The organism is Bacillus sp. FJAT-18017 (assembly GCF_001278805.1).
Taxonomy (GTDB): domain Bacteria; phylum Bacillota; class Bacilli; order Bacillales; family Cytobacillaceae; genus Bacillus_D.
The window spans coordinates 3,070,445-3,084,728 of the sequence record NZ_CP012602.1; the positions used below are offsets into that span (position 1 = coordinate 3,070,445).

Consider the following 14,284-nt stretch of genomic DNA (forward strand, 5'->3'; position numbering starts at 1 on the left):
CCCTAGTCAGCTTCAAAAAGATTCACAATCATCCCTTTGTATTCAGCGATACATCCCTGTACACACAGGCCGCAGCCATTGCACTCTTCCACAGCGATGACAGCTTTTCCTGCTTTGATTTGAATTGCGATGCCTTTTTTCGGACATGCATGATAACAAGAGTCACACATGACTTCTTTATAGGCTAGGCAGTTTTCCTCTATCACTGAGGCTGTGCCAAGCTTTGATCCGAATGAAAAATTCTCCTCGCTCAGGGCTCCATCCGCGCATACGTCAACACACTTCCCACAAAACGTACATGGTGTGACATTTGGGTCAAGGTACGGAGTCATAGCGAGCTTTGCACCGCTAGCAACAGAAAATAATGAAATTGTTTGTTCTGGACAAGCGTCCTTGCAAAGACCGCATCGGGTGCATGAAGAGATGAATTCCAGCTCGGTCCCTGCACCCGGGGGCCTGAAGAAATCACGTTCATTTTCTACCTGCGTGATAATTGCGTTGCCGAGGAAACCAACCGCGCTCTCCCAGTTCAACGCAAGGAAAGCGCGCCTGCTCAGCCGTTCGCTCACAATAGCTGCTCTCCTTTATAATAGGGTTCATCCTCAAAGTTGCTATAAACAAGACAGATTGCCAAAACACCATCAACTTTCTTAAATGAATCAGCCAGCTTATAGCTCTCGTCAAGAGTAACCGTTTCAATGGCCAGGACGATTTTATTTCCTTCAACATGATGGACTTCAACGCCCGGGAGCTTGTTAATTTCATTCGCCGCTAATTCTGCTTTTCCATCAATCGTAACAATATAAAGTCCAGAAATGACCATTAATCCGCTTCCTTTCTAGATGCTGCAGTTTTAAAAAAACGATTACTTTTCACGGTTAAATTCCGGTTTCTTGTCGTTCTGCGTCACATGGCACTGAATACAATTATCCCTGAATATCTTACCTTTAGTATTTTCCTCGTAAAAATGATTCTTGGAAGGGGTTGGCGCGCCTGTCCCTTCCACTCCATGGCAAGCAAGGCAGCTTTCATGGCGCATCTCCGGGTTCCATCTATTAATATGGTCAGCAGGCTGGGTTGGCGGCGGACTGATCAGCTGCATCGTGGCCGCATCCTGCCTTCCGTCCTCACTCAATTGGATCAGGCCTGCAGTTTGGTTTTTCGGCACAACTGCTTCCTGGCTTGCAGTATATAATTTTGATGATCCGATCGCGGCAATAAGGACAAGAATGAACAAACCTAAAAAGCTTAATTCTTTCATTTTCAATGAGCTCTCCCCCTATGCCTTTACGACCTTGACGGCGCATTTTTTATAATCAGGCTGTTTGGATATCGGGCAATAACAATCTAAAGTAACAAGGTTGATCAATGTTTCTTCGGCAAAGAATGGAACATATATCAATCCCTTCGGCGGATTGCCCCTTCCCTTCGTGACTGCCTTAACCTCAACCTCGCCACGCCGTGATACGACTTTCACCTTATCTCCTTCATTAATTCCGAGTGCCTTGGCATCATCAGGATGTATTTCACAGAGGGCTTCCGGCATAGCGCGGTGCAATTCTGGCACACGCCTTGTCATTGAGCCGCTGTGCCAGTGTTCAAGCACCCTTCCTGTACACAGCCAGAATGGATAGTCTTTGTCCGGGATCTCTGCAGCATCCTCGAATGGCCGGAAAAGAACAGATGGCCGATGTTCGGCAGATTTATAAAAATCGATATTATCGTATTTGCCCTTTGTCCCAAACTGTTCGATGCCGATCTGGTCAAAGCCGTCTTCCTGCTTCCCATCAGCGTAACGCCAATTGGTTTCAACCCACGTACCGTTGATATTTCTAACCGGCCAGCACAATCCTTTTTTGACATACTCCTCATACGGGGCCATTTGCTTTCCGAGAAGCTTCAGCTTTTTGCCAAGCTCCTTCACTTCTGGATTTTTATGCTCATGAGGGTTCGTGAACTGGCGGTATTCCTCCCAAAGGAGTTTATTTACTTCATGCTGATCCTCGATCATGTCTTCCTTTCCCTTATCCCAAATCATACCGAACAGCACATCAAACGCTGGTTTATCACCAATTTTCCTACCATCAAGAACTCTTTTTGCTACCTGGACAATGGTCCATAAATCCCATTTCGCCTCACCAGGTGCATCGATGCATTTTTCAAAGACATTTGTCCGCCGCTCGGCATTTCCAAATTGGCCTTCGCGTTCTACCCACATGGCAGCAGGAAAAACAACATCGGCAAGCTCCGTAGATCGGGTCGGATACACCTCGGAGACCACTATAAAGCCGTCGAGTACTCCTTTACCATCTGCATCATTGCCCCGGAAACGGTTCAGCTTTGGCATCGTTTGCCCCCAGTTGTTCGACATGCTCCAAAGGAACTTCACATTTCCTTTACCAAGTTCACGGAACATTTTCACAGTATGATAGCCTGGCTTCTCAATTGGGTCCAAATATCCTTTTGGAAGGTTCCAGATCAACTCGGAATAGCGGCGGTGCTCAGGATTTTTAACGACCAGATCCGCAGGCAAGCGATGGGAAAAGACCCCGACTTCCCGGGCAGTGCCACATGCGCTTGGCTGTCCTGTTAAGGAAAATGGCCCGCTTCCTGGTTTTGAAATTTTACCGGTCAATAAATGAAGATTGTATATGAGGTTGTTAATCCAGGTTCCTCGTGTGTGCTGGTTAGCGCCCATTGTCCAGAGGGAAACGATTCTTTTAGATGGGTCCGCAAATTCATTTGCCAGAGCTTCGAGATCTTTAGCAGGAACACCCGATAATTTCTCAACATACTCCAACGTATATGGCTTAAGCTTTTCCTTGTACTCTTCGAAACTAATAACCCAGTCTTTGTCAGCGGAAGCACCAGGCTCGGTTACATCGTAATCATCCTTGAAGGAGTGCCCAAGGTTTTCAGTGCCAGCTTTGAACTGAAGATGTTCCTTAGCAAATTTTTTATCATACTTGTCATTTTGGACAAGATAATTCGCAATTGCATTAGCAATGGCTAAATCTGTTTGGGGTCTGAAGACCATTTTCACATCGGCGGTTTCGGAGGTGCGCGAAACCCGAGTGGTCAAATCATAGTGCTTCGTCCCTGGCTCGCTAAGCTTTCGCGCTGTCAAACGCGAATACAAAACGGGATGCATTTCGGCCATATTGGCTCCCCATGTCACAAAGACATCGGCTTCATCCAGGTCCCTGTATGAGCCCATTGGTTCATCCGATTGAAACGTGGACATAAAGCCGGTTACAGCACTCGCCATGCAAAGGCGCGCATTCGGATCGATATTATTGCTCAGGAGACCCGCCTTCCAAAGCTTTACACTTGCATATCCTTCCATGATGGTTTGCTGTCCGGAACCCCAGAAGGCAATTGATTTTGGGTCCTTGTTGTACGCTTCCAAAAGTTTAGTTGATACAAGGTCTAGTGCTTCTTCCCAGGTTGCTTCCCTGAAGCCTTCCATTGTTCCCTTTTTCGATTTATCTTCGCGAATGAGAGGCTTAGTCAGCCTGTCGTTGCCAAAAAGAGTTTTCCGACGTAGTAGCCCTTAACACAGTTCAGACCCATGTTGGAACCATTTTCCGGATCTCCTTTTGTAGCGATCACCTTTCCATCCTTCACGCCAACCAGGATTCCACAGCCTGTTCCGCAAAAACGGCAGACCGTCTTTTTCCATTCATCTGGCTCTATTGAAGCAGCCTTGGCCTGGGCACCAGCTGGCTTAGCTTCTTTTTGCTGACAACCGGCAGCTGCCATTGCCATTGAAATAGCAGTGGCTTTCAATAACGTTCTTCGTTTTATATCCATTGCCTTTCCCCCTGTTAGTTTAATCACACTACTTCAATCGTAGAGTGGGAAGAAAGTAAGTTCAAACAAGGAAGGAAGCTGTTAACAATTTCTCCAAATCTTTGTGACAACATTTCGCACTTTTTAAAATTCGCTTTTAACATCTTATTGATAGGTAAAAATTCGATTGCTTTACTTACACGATTTTATATGGCATTCTAGATACGGTTTTAAGGAGAAAAATGATTGGCCAATCACAATAATCCTTACTGTTTGCATGGAATATCACCTTTCCGACAAACTTCCTATTTATATAATTTGTCAGTTTGATTTGTGAATCATTTCACTAATACGAATTTTTAAACAGATGTTTTTATATACTCCTTTTTAAAAATTGCAATGGAATTTTGGTGAATCTTGGTTTTACATTAAATGTTTTCATAAATTGTTCACAATTGAACATACTGTGACAAATTAGACTTATGCTAGAATAGGAGTATGAGCAAGTGTGATAAAAATCACAATCTACCATTGTTTACCTAAGTTACAATAATAGTTTTCGTGTTATAACTATAGTTCTGAGATTGTGATTGCTATCATGCAACCAAATTTCGAGAGGAGAGCTGACGAAGTGAAGAAAAAAAGTTTGCTAGGTTCATTGATTGCAATACTATCAATGGTTGTCCTGAGCGGCTGTGAAAAGCTGGTGGTATTTGATCCACAGGGTCCTGTTGCCCGAGAACTCGCCGGGCTGATCAACTATTCCATCCTACTCATGTCAATAGTTGTCATAACTGTTTTCCTGCTGCTCGTTGTCATTGTTTGGAAATACCGTGAGAGAAAAGACAACATGGATTATGAGCCTCCTGAAGAGCACGGAAGCAAGTGGCTGGAAATTACTTGGACACTGATTCCTATACTGCTTGTTACTGCACTGGCCATTCCTACTGTAAAAACAATTTATGCGGTTGAGGAAGTTCCAAAGGGCTATGAAAACCAAGAACCGTTGGTAATCCATGTCACATCTGCTGACTGGAAATGGATTTTCAGCTATCCTGAGGAAGGTATTGAAACGATTAATTATGTCAATATTCCCGTAGACCGGCCAATTGACTTCCGTTTGACTTCTGCCGGCACGATGCAAAGCTTCTGGATTCCATCTCTAGCAGGCCAGAAGTATACGATGGCAAAAGCCGAAACCAATCTGCATCTTGTTGCGGACAACACAGGTTCATTTGTTGGTAAAAACTCCAACTTTAATGGACAAGGTTATGCAGGGATGGAATTTGAAGTACTGGCACAAACACAAGAAGAATTTGAGGATTGGGTAAAAGAAGTTAAGGACACTGCTCCAAAGCTGACTGAAGAGGAATACGAAAAGAAGCTTGAGCCTTCTCACCTTGGCCGTGAAACATATTCCAATACTCACCTTGAGTGGGTTGATCACTCTGACCCTAACTCACCAAACTACTTGAACCCAGAAATGTATGACCGAGGTCATGGCTGGAAGGGCGAAGTCTTTGAAGATGAAAACAACTATAAAAATGACCCCAAGGCCGGCAGTGAAGGCCATGAAGGCATGAATCATGATGAAACTTCTGATGGAGGTGACCATAGTGGGCATTAAATGGGATGAATTTTTTGTCACGGGTGACCCATTAATTTTTGCGTCACAAATCGCAATTTTCCTGACAGCCATCGGTATCGTCGCAGCGCTCACTTATTTTAAAAAGTGGAACTGGCTGTGGACCAACTGGCTGACAACAGTTGACCATAAAAAACTCGGTATCATGTATATCCTCATGGGTGTACTTATGTTCTTCCGAGGCGGAGTCGACGGCCTGATGATGAGGGCCCAAACTTCCGTACCCGAGAATGAATTCCTGAATGCACAGCACTATAATGAAGTATTTACAACACACGGCGTTATTATGATTCTGTTTGTTGCAATGCCGTTGTTAATTGGTTTCATGAACTTTCTGATTCCGCTGCAGATTGGCGCACGCGATGTTGCCTTCCCGCAGCTTAACGCTTTAAGCTTCTGGCTAACATTCGCTGGTGCGATGCTATTCAACATTTCATTCGTTATTGGCGGATCACCTGATGCAGGTTGGACTTCCTACTTCCCGCTAGCCGGCAAGGAATTCAGTCCAGGCATCGGGAACAACTTCTATGCAGTCGGCCTTCAGATAGCGGGTGCCGGTACATTGATGTCGGGTATTAACTTTGTCGTTACTGTCCTAAAAATGAGGACAAAAGGCATGACATTGTTGAAGATGCCAATGTTTACATGGACATCCTTCGTCTCTTCACTAATCATTGTCGCAGCCTTCCCTATCTTTACCGTTGCGCTTGCGCTTATGACATTCGACCGTATTTGGGGAACGCACTTCTTTACGGTTTCCGGCGGCGGTATGGATATGCTTTGGGCTAACTTGTTCTGGCTTTGGGGACACCCGGAAGTTTATATCGTTGTCCTCCCAGCCTTCGGAATTTTGTCTGATGTTATTTCGACTTTTGCACGAAAGACTCTTTATGGTTATACATCGATGGTTATTTCGATATTGGCGATTTCTGTTTTAAGTATGGTCGTTTGGGTGCACCACTTCTATACAATGGGTAACAGTTCAGCAGTCAACTCATTCTTCTCAATTACAACTATGGCCATTGCGATACCGACGGGTATTAAGGTGTTCAACTGGCTGTTTACGATGAGAAAAGGTCGAATTAAATTAACTACTGCGATGATGTGGGCCCTTGCCTTTATCCCATGCTTTGTTATTGGCGGGGTAACAGGTGTCATGCTCGCATCTGCAGCTGCTGACTATCAATATCACAACACTTTGTTCCTAGTAGCGCATTTCCACTATACTCTGATTCCGGGCGTTGTCTTCCCGATCTTTGCTGGCTTCTACTACTGGTGGCCTAAAATGTTCGGTTTTATGCTCAACGAGAAAATTGGAAAATGGCATTTCTGGCTGTTCGTTATCGGCTTTAACCTGACATTCTTCCCAATGTTCTTCCTAGGCCTTGATGGTGCGGTTCGCCGTGCGTACACGTATTCTGCGGAAACTGGCTTCGGGCCATTGCAGATGCTTTCATTTGTTGGTGCATTGATCCTGGCTGCAGGCTTTGGAGCACTTTGCTACAACATCTACTACAGCTGGAAGAACGCAGACCGCAATATTGGAAATGATCCTTGGGATGCACGTACGCTTGAATGGGCGACAGCTACACCAGTACAGCATTATAACTTTGCTTTCCTTCCAGAGGTTAAGAAACTGGATGCATTCTGGCAAATGAAAAAGAACAACGAAATTAAGGGACTTCCTCTTGAAGAGAAAGACGTTGAGGAAATCCACTTGCCTAGCAATACTTGGATCCCATTCTATATGGCCATGGCTTCCCTCGTGACAGGATTCGTGCTCGTATTTGAATGGAAATGGGCTGCCTTGTTTGGGTTAATAGCATTCTTTGTAGGTATGGGCTTCCGTTCATTTGATTATGATGAAGGCTTCTATGTCAAAAAAGATGAAATCATTAAGACTGAAAACGGCTGGAGAACACCAGGTAAAGGAGTGAAAAACCATGTCGGCTAAAACAAATGCTGCACTGCCATTAGAATATCAGTCACAGCAAAACCAAATGAACATCCTTGGCTTCTGGGTTTTCCTCCATGCCGAGATCGTTCTGTTTGCTACTCTATTTGCCGTCTATGGCATACTTGGTGAACGGTATGCAGGCGGCCCTACCCAGCAGGATCTTTTCATTTTAAAAGATGTCCTGATTATGACATTCCTGCTGTTGACTAGTAGTTTTACAATTGGCGTTTCGATATGGGAAATGCGCCGCAACAACATGAAAGGTATGCTGATTTGGCTTGCGCTTACCCTTCTGCTCGGCGGCGGATTCCTGTTCATGGAAATTAAAGAGTTCTTGCACTATATCGACCAGGGCGCAACTTGGCAAACGAGCGCCTTCCTATCAAGCTTTTTCGTTCTGCTTGGTACACACGGTGTTCACGTAACGATCGGTATTGGCTGGGCCATCCTATTGGCCATTCAGTTCCTGAAGCGCGGCATCACGACTGTTACAGCACGAAAGATTTTCATCTTCGGTCTGTACTGGCATTTCCTTGATGTTGTCTGGATTTTCATTTTCACGTTCGTATATTTAGCAGGGTTGGTGTCTTAGTATGAAAAATAACACGAAAAGTTTCCCGTTAAGCCATGTCCTTGGATTCCTGCTTTCGTTAGTCCTGACATTTGGGGCTGCATGGATTGCAATAGGAACGTCCTTGCCGGTGCAAACGATCATGTGGTTCATCGGCACACTTGCAGTCATCCAGGCAGCCATCCAGCTTTACATGTTCATGCACTTGACTGAGGGCGGTAATAAAGTTGTCAACAACATCAATATGATGTTCTCTGCTTTCATGATTATCGTCGTTGTAGCAGGTACAATCTGGGTATTGACAACAGGTCACTCACATTAATATTTATTACGGAAAAACCAGGCTCCCCCGCAGTGGCAGCCTGGTTTTTTTTATGAATATGACTTTAGCACCTGCCCAGCTGTTCTACTCGAGGCATTCCCCGCTAAACAGCTGCTTCAGCCTATTGTTGTGTCTATCTTTTTCCGCCTCTTATAAGCCTTAATTGTGGCTGTACTACGCTTCCTTCCCTCTTGAAGATCGTAAACATAGAAAAATTGAATAAAGCCAAAAAGAAGGCCAATACCATTTGCTGATATGCGTGAGTGTATAAAAGGACAAAAATGCTGGCACAACAATAAACCCCTAGAGCCAAATAAAAATACTTAAGGATTTGACCCATTAAACCATCCCCCTAGATGTTTGGTATTTACTATACTAACAGAATTAACAGTAAATTGTCACAGAATGTTCAAAATTTAGTGAAACTTTTTTTCGACTTTTTTCTTTGTTTCGCTGTCACTAATTCGCCAATATTTGTGATTTTTTTCAAGAAATTCCTCCAAAAATGAAGGACTATGGCAGTCAAAACTCGAACCATTTAGAGTAGTTAAATAAAGGAGGAGATTGAATGAAGAAGAAATTACTTGCTATGTTGTTCAGTGGAGCGATTGCGTTTGGAGTATTTGCAGTGCCGGGGAATGTGGTGAATGCCGAAGAAACATGTGCATGTCACCCTGTAACAGTTTATGGTGCTGAGGCAAACATCGAAATAGCAAAAGTTCTTAGCAGCGATGCATTTAAAACCGCTAAAGCAGATCTATTTGTAAAGGGCTATAGCTGGAACGGCGTGGCAAATGTAGAAGTAGTAAAATGGGAAGACTACTTTTTCAAAGTAGGTGTTAAGGTACCTTTCGTAAATTCAAATGGCAATGTTGAATATGCCACATTTGTTGATGGAAAATTGGCAGGAGTTTATCCTTCAATGTAGGATTATATTAAAAGGGAGTGGCCCAACAGCCGCTCCCCTTTCATATTTCAAACAATCATGGTCTCCACATTATCGTTATTAAGCTTAACTTCAAACTTATCTCCCTTAATAATCAGCCCTTAAAGATCCAATCAATTTGACTAATTTCTTCATCTTTCAAATTTACATCCAGTGTCCTCAAGTTATGCAAAACCTGCTCCCCTCTTTTCGCACCTGGTATGATGGCTTCAATTGTGTCTCTCGTCAAATACCAGGCTAGCACGATATGCGAGACCTCTACCCCTTTTTCTTGAGCAATTTTTCGGATGCTCTCTACTTTCTGTATTGTCCTTTCATATACACCTTCCGTAAAATACTCCCCTCGCTTTCCGCTTACATCGGTATTCAGGTCATACTTACCTGTCAAAAGCCCTGATGCGAGTGGAAAATATGGCACGTATTATAACAAACCGGAATCCGCTTTAAAAACCATGAAATACCGATATTGCCCTTTTCAAATAACGGATACGGTTGTTATGTTCTAACTATCCTTGTTTTGTATTAAACTTCTGTCCTTATCCTTACATAACTGTTTTACATATAAATTGACGAATCACATAATCTTGAATGTCTTTCATTTAGCTGTACACATTGTCGGCACATGAGACGGATTGAGTAGAGAGAACTAGGCCCTTACCAGAGGATATATAATCATGCTCATGTACCCTAGGCTAGTGAGTTGATTAAACATAACTATGTTTTGAATGGCCGTTTATTACTATTTTTCCAGATTAAGAGTAGTAAGGGTCTGGCCCGTACTATCAAGTGAATAGTCATGCTCTTAATCAGAGGCTAGTTAAGCCCATAAAAAATTGGTAATGTAACTAGGTTCCAGATGGGTGTTAATCACTATTTTTCCAAAGGAGGGGTAGTAAGGGTCAGACCCGGACTATATGGTGCATAGTCATGCTCATGTACCGGGTGCTAGTGAATTGAACTAAAAATAGTTACATGACTACTTGGGATAATTATTTATTACTATTTTTCTTAACTGACGAATCGACTGCAAGGCCACCCATAATCGTTCTTGACGACCCTGTGTATCCAATGTCATAGCGTCCGGTCGTTAATAGAGATTCTTAACGACCCTGCTAGCTTCATAAAGCAGCGTCCGGTCTTCAACAGTGCATCTTGGCGACCCTGCCAGCCACATAATATGGGGTCCGGTCGTCAATAGAGCTTCTTGACGCCCCAATGAACCAAATATGATTGTACCCAGTCGTCAATGGTTTATTAATCCCCCGAGGGCCAATTCACAGAATATATGAATGACAAAACTGCTTCTGATCCACAACACTACCTAAAACCACAAAACGCCCGTACTTAATGCACGGGCGTTCAAAAAGCTTCTATATTATTTATGCGGGGTTATAACTAAATTAGGCTTTGTAATGCTCGGATCTGGCAAACCTTCGACTACAGCAATGTTTCCGTATTTCTTTCTTAGTTCATCGATTGGGCCAATTTCGATGTTCCCATATGGGCAGGCTGCTACACACGCTGGGTCTTCACCTATTGACCTGAGGTCCGCACACATGTCGCATTTAGAGATTCTAAATGTTTTTTGGTTTAATTGAGGCGCCCCGTACGGGCAATCCCTGATACAGAATTGGACACCGCGGCACACTTTGATGTCCGCGTATACAACTCCGTCTTCTTTATTCTTTTTCATGGCGCCGGTCGGGCAAACTTCAACGCACTTTGGTTCATCGCAGTGGTTGCATGACATGGATAACCAGGGTGCCTTCACATTGTGGGTTAATCCATTACCGGATTCCTGGAATGCACCGCTGCGTGATTCCCACACGCGCCTGAAAGCACGTTCGTCATCTAGATTATTTTTATCCTTGCAGGCCATAAAGCAGACATTGCAGCCGGCACAACGGCTTTGGTTGACATAAAATCCTAATTGTACTGCCACGTTGTTCCCTCCTTTTACGCCTTCGCTACTTCAACAAGCATCGTTTGATGTGCATTTCCGTGTGCTAGAGGTGTTTTCCGCTGTGATGTTAGTACATTGGCGCAGCCTCCGCGATCAATGCCATTTTCATCCGGCTGATACCATGCCCCAGCTTGCATCGCAACGACCCCGGGGATAATCCTCGGTGTAACCTCAGCTGGTATCATTGTTGTTCCCCGGTCGTTGTAGATTTTTACGAGGTCTCCTTGTTTTAAACCGCGCTTACCCGCATCAATAGGGTTGATCCATAGTACTTGTTTGGCAACCTGCTGCTGCCAAGGATGATTGTAGAAACCTGAGTTCATCCTGTTCTTTCCTTTCCAGGTGATACACTGAAGTGGGAACTTATCTTTAAGTGGATCCTCTGCCCCCTCCCATTCAGGGATATATTTAGGGATGGCAGGAATTTCTTCATTCATCATGTCAAAAAGTGTTTTTGAAAACAGTTCGATTTTCCCTGATGGTGTTTCGAACTTATTGTTTTTTGGATCCTCAATCTGGGCCTGGAAGGCAACGCGCGGGCCGTCATATCTCCAGTAATGTACACGGTTCTTTTTCAAATCCTCAAAAGACGGAGTGTCCGGATACTGTTTCTTGGTTTCATCAAGAATGTACTTAATCCAGCCAAGTTCGTCCCGGCCTTCTGTAAACTGCTGTCTAATCCCCAGACCTTCGGCGACCTCTGACATCCATTCGTAATCGGAACGAGCTTGGTAATAGTTGTTTACAATTTTCTCAGAGAGCATGAAATAGTCCCCAGAACCCCATGAACCGCCGAGATTCCAGCGCTCGAAAAAGGTTGTTTCAGGCAGCAGAATATCTGCGTACTTGGCACTCGGTGTCAGGAAGTGGTCACTGACGACAATGAATTCTACAAGGCTCTCATCTTCAAGGATTTTAATCGTCTTGTTAACGTCAGGCTGCTGGTTTACCAGATAGTTTCCAGCGAGATTATAGATTAGCTTGATATTCTGTGTGAGTTTGTCGACTCCCTGCAGACCATCTGCCGGAGTAATTTTCTCGGCATTCGTTATCGCATCTGTCCAGGACATAATTGATATTGAGCCCTTAAGTGGATTTTCAGGAGCCGGTACATCTATTGCGAATTTCCTCGGGATTCCGCCATAGCCGGAAGCCCAGCCGCCAAGTTTGCCAACATTGCCTGTAATAGTTGCTAGCATTGTGCCGCCCCGGGCAATCTGTTCACCACTGGCATGGCGTTGAGGTCCCCAGCCCTGTATAAGCGCTGCAGGCTTTGCGGTTGCATATTCGCGGGCCAGTTCCCGGATTTTCTTAGCGGGCACCTTCGTAATTTTTTCAGCCCACTCCGGAGTTTTTTCAATGCCGTCTTTTTTTCCAAAAAGATAGGATACAATCGATTCGTTTGCCGGTACACCTTCTGGCATATGCTCCTCATCGAACCCGACAACAAATTTATCTAAAAATGCTTTGTCATGAAGGTTTTCCTTAACAATGACATATGCCATTGCATTCATTAACGCGTTATCTGTTCCAGGAAGCAGCGGAATCCATTCATCGGCATAAGCTGCAATTGAATCGGAATAGCGCGGGTCGACAGCTATGAATTTGATCCCTTTCTTCTTAAGCTTCGAATAATAATGATTTGTATTTCCAAAGATTGTTTCCGTTGGATTATGGCCCCACAGAATAACCAGGTTCGTATGCTCTAATGAGTCAAGTGAGCTTCCAGTTTGGGCTGTTCCGTACGTATACGGTGTTGCTGCTGCGGTGTTCCCCATGGAAACGGAATGATAATAATTCAGGAATCCGCCATCAAGAGCGAACAGGCGTCTGGCGAGATAGGCACCGCCCATTGATCCGCCAGTAACGGCTGTACCTTGATGCACATACCGGGATTCTGGCCCGTAGGTTTCGGTAATCCTCTTTGTCTCTTTGGTGATGATGTCTACAGCTTCCTTCCAGGAAATACGCTCAAACTTCCCTTCACCGCGTTTTCCAACCCGCTTCATCGGATATTTAAGACGGTCCGGATGGTATTGGTACTTACGGTAGCTTCTGCCGCGGACGCATGCTTTCATATATGGATTCTGTTCATCCAACTCATTATTGGTTCGGGCGCTGACCTTTACAATAACACCGTCTTTCACATGTGCCTTGATTAGGCATTTGCCTCCGCAATCGAATGTACTGCAAGTCGGAATAATTTTTTCCGGAATAGCTGGTGCTTTTGCAACTGGAACGTCGGTGCTTTTACTTAGATAGTTAGATGTGACAACACCACCTGCAACAACCGGTACTGTGAGCGCGCCTGTCCACTTCAGAAATGAACGCCGGGAAATTTTTTTACCCGTATCCTTGTCACTCATGATTCAATGCCTCCTTGATATTCACTGCGATTTCTTCTTCCAACGAGATGTATTCCTCCAAGAGGACCGATGCCCCCTTAAACCAGAGAGTTTTTGCATTTTTTTCAAAAAGATCAGAGAATTTCGGTGCCCACCGAAGAAAGTGTGCATCCAAAAATGCTGCCTGGTCTGCCAGGAGTTTCATACGAATGTCTTTTTCTTCAGTGTTTAGTGTCATTAGAATCATATGAGCAAGAAACTCCAACTCTATGAGAATATGATCCTCGGGTTCATTATTTTCGCGGATAAAGGATAGCCCGTATGTCTTGTAGCTTTCCCTAACTTTGAGTGTCTGTTCTTCGAATAATAGGTGTTCCCTTCCCAGATATACGGATTCCCATGGAGGCGCCGGCAGGACGTTAGGCCCTACAAACAAAGAATTAAATTCGTCTCGGCCTTCCTGGATAACCTTCTCAGGATTTTGATTAAGTGCTAGAAGAAACTCCTTTATAAGCGCTCCTCCTTCACTGTTATCAGCTAAGATATGAAAGTTTTGATCAGCATTCAATGCCTCTGCCCTGTCTATATCAGGTGCTGCATCAAGAAGGAAGCGGAGAAAGCTGTTCATATAATATCTGGTTAACAAACTATTCTGATCGTCGGCCAAGCTTTTAGCTTCATTCATTTTTTCACCGCCAATTCCACCATTTTCAACTTGCTTTTATTGTAAAATATATCCATGT

At 44.2% G+C, this 14,284-nt stretch carries 14 protein-coding genes; 5 read left to right on the forward strand and 9 right to left on the reverse strand.

What is annotated here, in order from left to right:
• Positions 1-2 precede the first annotated feature (2 nt).
• Genes AM500_RS14450 through AM500_RS26145 form a run of 5 tightly spaced genes read right to left on the reverse strand, consistent with a single transcriptional unit; the run spans position 3 to position 3,813 of the window.
• Positions 3-569: a 4Fe-4S dicluster domain-containing protein gene (locus tag AM500_RS14450; protein ID WP_053599848.1), complete on the reverse strand. Its 567-nt coding sequence runs from the start codon at positions 567-569 to the stop codon at positions 3-5.
• On the reverse strand, positions 566-823 hold the full coding sequence (locus AM500_RS14455; RefSeq protein ID WP_053599849.1) for a chaperone NapD: 258 nt from the start codon (positions 821-823) through the stop codon (positions 566-568). Before AM500_RS14455 ends, AM500_RS14450 begins: the two co-directional genes overlap by 4 nt.
• Positions 824-865: 42 nt before the next feature.
• Positions 866-1,261: a nitrate reductase cytochrome c-type subunit gene (locus AM500_RS14460; RefSeq protein ID WP_231688183.1), complete on the reverse strand. Its 396-nt coding sequence runs from the start codon at positions 1,259-1,261 to the stop codon at positions 866-868.
• A gap of 18 nt (positions 1,262-1,279) precedes the next feature.
• Positions 1,280-3,469 carry a molybdopterin-dependent oxidoreductase gene (locus tag AM500_RS14465; protein ID WP_231688007.1) on the reverse strand — a complete coding sequence of 730 codons (2,190 nt, stop codon included), beginning with the start codon at positions 3,467-3,469 and terminating at the stop codon, positions 1,280-1,282.
• A 41-nt stretch (positions 3,470-3,510) separates the two neighbouring features.
• Positions 3,511-3,813 carry a hypothetical protein gene (locus AM500_RS26145; RefSeq protein WP_231688008.1) on the reverse strand — a complete coding sequence of 101 codons (303 nt, stop codon included), beginning with the start codon at positions 3,811-3,813 and terminating at the stop codon, positions 3,511-3,513.
• A gap of 655 nt (positions 3,814-4,468) precedes the next feature.
• On the opposite strand from AM500_RS26145, the gene qoxA reads away from it, so the two are divergent.
• The 5 genes from qoxA (at position 4,469) to AM500_RS14495 (ending at position 9,215) form a co-directional block, all read left to right on the forward strand.
• The gene (gene qoxA, locus AM500_RS14470; protein ID WP_269432611.1) at positions 4,469-5,419 is read left to right on the forward strand and encodes a cytochrome aa3 quinol oxidase subunit II; all 951 of its coding nucleotides are present in this window, start codon (positions 4,469-4,471) and stop codon (positions 5,417-5,419) included.
• Positions 5,409-7,391, forward strand: coding sequence for a cytochrome aa3 quinol oxidase subunit I (gene qoxB, locus AM500_RS14475; protein WP_053599852.1), 1,983 nt, complete (start codon positions 5,409-5,411; stop codon positions 7,389-7,391). The genes qoxA and qoxB overlap by 11 nt, the downstream gene beginning before the upstream one ends.
• Positions 7,381-7,986 (forward strand): cytochrome aa3 quinol oxidase subunit III, encoded by a 606-nt coding sequence (gene qoxC, locus AM500_RS14480; protein WP_053599853.1) that lies wholly within the window; start codon positions 7,381-7,383, stop codon positions 7,984-7,986. The genes qoxB and qoxC overlap by 11 nt, the downstream gene beginning before the upstream one ends.
• A gap of 1 nt (position 7,987) precedes the next feature.
• Positions 7,988-8,287 (forward strand): cytochrome aa3 quinol oxidase subunit IV, encoded by a 300-nt coding sequence (gene qoxD, locus AM500_RS14485; RefSeq protein WP_053599854.1) that lies wholly within the window; start codon positions 7,988-7,990, stop codon positions 8,285-8,287.
• 568 nt (positions 8,288-8,855) lie between these two features.
• Positions 8,856-9,215, forward strand: a complete 360-nt coding sequence (locus AM500_RS14495; RefSeq protein WP_053599856.1) for a hypothetical protein — start codon at positions 8,856-8,858, stop codon at positions 9,213-9,215.
• A 112-nt stretch (positions 9,216-9,327) separates the two neighbouring features.
• Here the strand turns inward: AM500_RS14495 and AM500_RS14500 are convergent, their stop codons facing one another.
• From AM500_RS14500 to AM500_RS14515, 4 genes are all read right to left on the reverse strand, one after another.
• Positions 9,328-9,651 carry an aldo/keto reductase gene (locus tag AM500_RS14500; protein WP_053599857.1) on the reverse strand — a complete coding sequence of 108 codons (324 nt, stop codon included), beginning with the start codon at positions 9,649-9,651 and terminating at the stop codon, positions 9,328-9,330.
• A gap of 957 nt (positions 9,652-10,608) precedes the next feature.
• Positions 10,609-11,175: a 4Fe-4S dicluster domain-containing protein gene (locus AM500_RS14505; RefSeq protein WP_053599858.1), complete on the reverse strand. Its 567-nt coding sequence runs from the start codon at positions 11,173-11,175 to the stop codon at positions 10,609-10,611.
• Between the two features lie 14 nt (positions 11,176-11,189).
• On the reverse strand, positions 11,190-13,562 hold the full coding sequence (locus tag AM500_RS14510; protein ID WP_053599859.1) for a DMSO/selenate family reductase complex A subunit: 2,373 nt from the start codon (positions 13,560-13,562) through the stop codon (positions 11,190-11,192).
• Positions 13,555-14,226: a TorD/DmsD family molecular chaperone gene (locus tag AM500_RS14515; RefSeq protein ID WP_053599860.1), complete on the reverse strand. Its 672-nt coding sequence runs from the start codon at positions 14,224-14,226 to the stop codon at positions 13,555-13,557. Before AM500_RS14515 ends, AM500_RS14510 begins: the two co-directional genes overlap by 8 nt.
• Positions 14,227-14,284 lie beyond the last annotated feature (58 nt).

Bases quoted from the DNA above. Each gene is read 5' to 3' on its own strand.
- AM500_RS14455 (WP_053599849.1), bottom strand. From the start codon at position 823: ATGGTCATTTCTGGACTTTATATTGTTACGATTGATGGAAAAGCAGAA.
- AM500_RS14460 (WP_231688183.1), bottom strand. From the start codon at position 1,261: ATGAAAGAATTAAGCTTTTTAGGTTTGTTCATTCTTGTCCTTATTGCC.
- AM500_RS14465 (WP_231688007.1), bottom strand. From the start codon at position 3,469: ATGGAAGGCTTCAGGGAAGCAACCTGGGAAGAAGCACTAGACCTTGTA.
- AM500_RS26145 (WP_231688008.1), bottom strand. From the start codon at position 3,813: ATGGATATAAAACGAAGAACGTTATTGAAAGCCACTGCTATTTCAATG.
- qoxA (WP_269432611.1), top strand. From the start codon at position 4,469: ATGGTTGTCCTGAGCGGCTGTGAAAAGCTGGTGGTATTTGATCCACAG.
- qoxC (WP_053599853.1), top strand. From the start codon at position 7,381: ATGTCGGCTAAAACAAATGCTGCACTGCCATTAGAATATCAGTCACAG.
- qoxD (WP_053599854.1), top strand. From the start codon at position 7,988: ATGAAAAATAACACGAAAAGTTTCCCGTTAAGCCATGTCCTTGGATTC.
- AM500_RS14495 (WP_053599856.1), top strand. From the start codon at position 8,856: ATGAAGAAGAAATTACTTGCTATGTTGTTCAGTGGAGCGATTGCGTTT.
- AM500_RS14510 (WP_053599859.1), bottom strand. From the start codon at position 13,562: ATGAGTGACAAGGATACGGGTAAAAAAATTTCCCGGCGTTCATTTCTG.
- AM500_RS14515 (WP_053599860.1), bottom strand. From the start codon at position 14,226: ATGAATGAAGCTAAAAGCTTGGCCGACGATCAGAATAGTTTGTTAACC.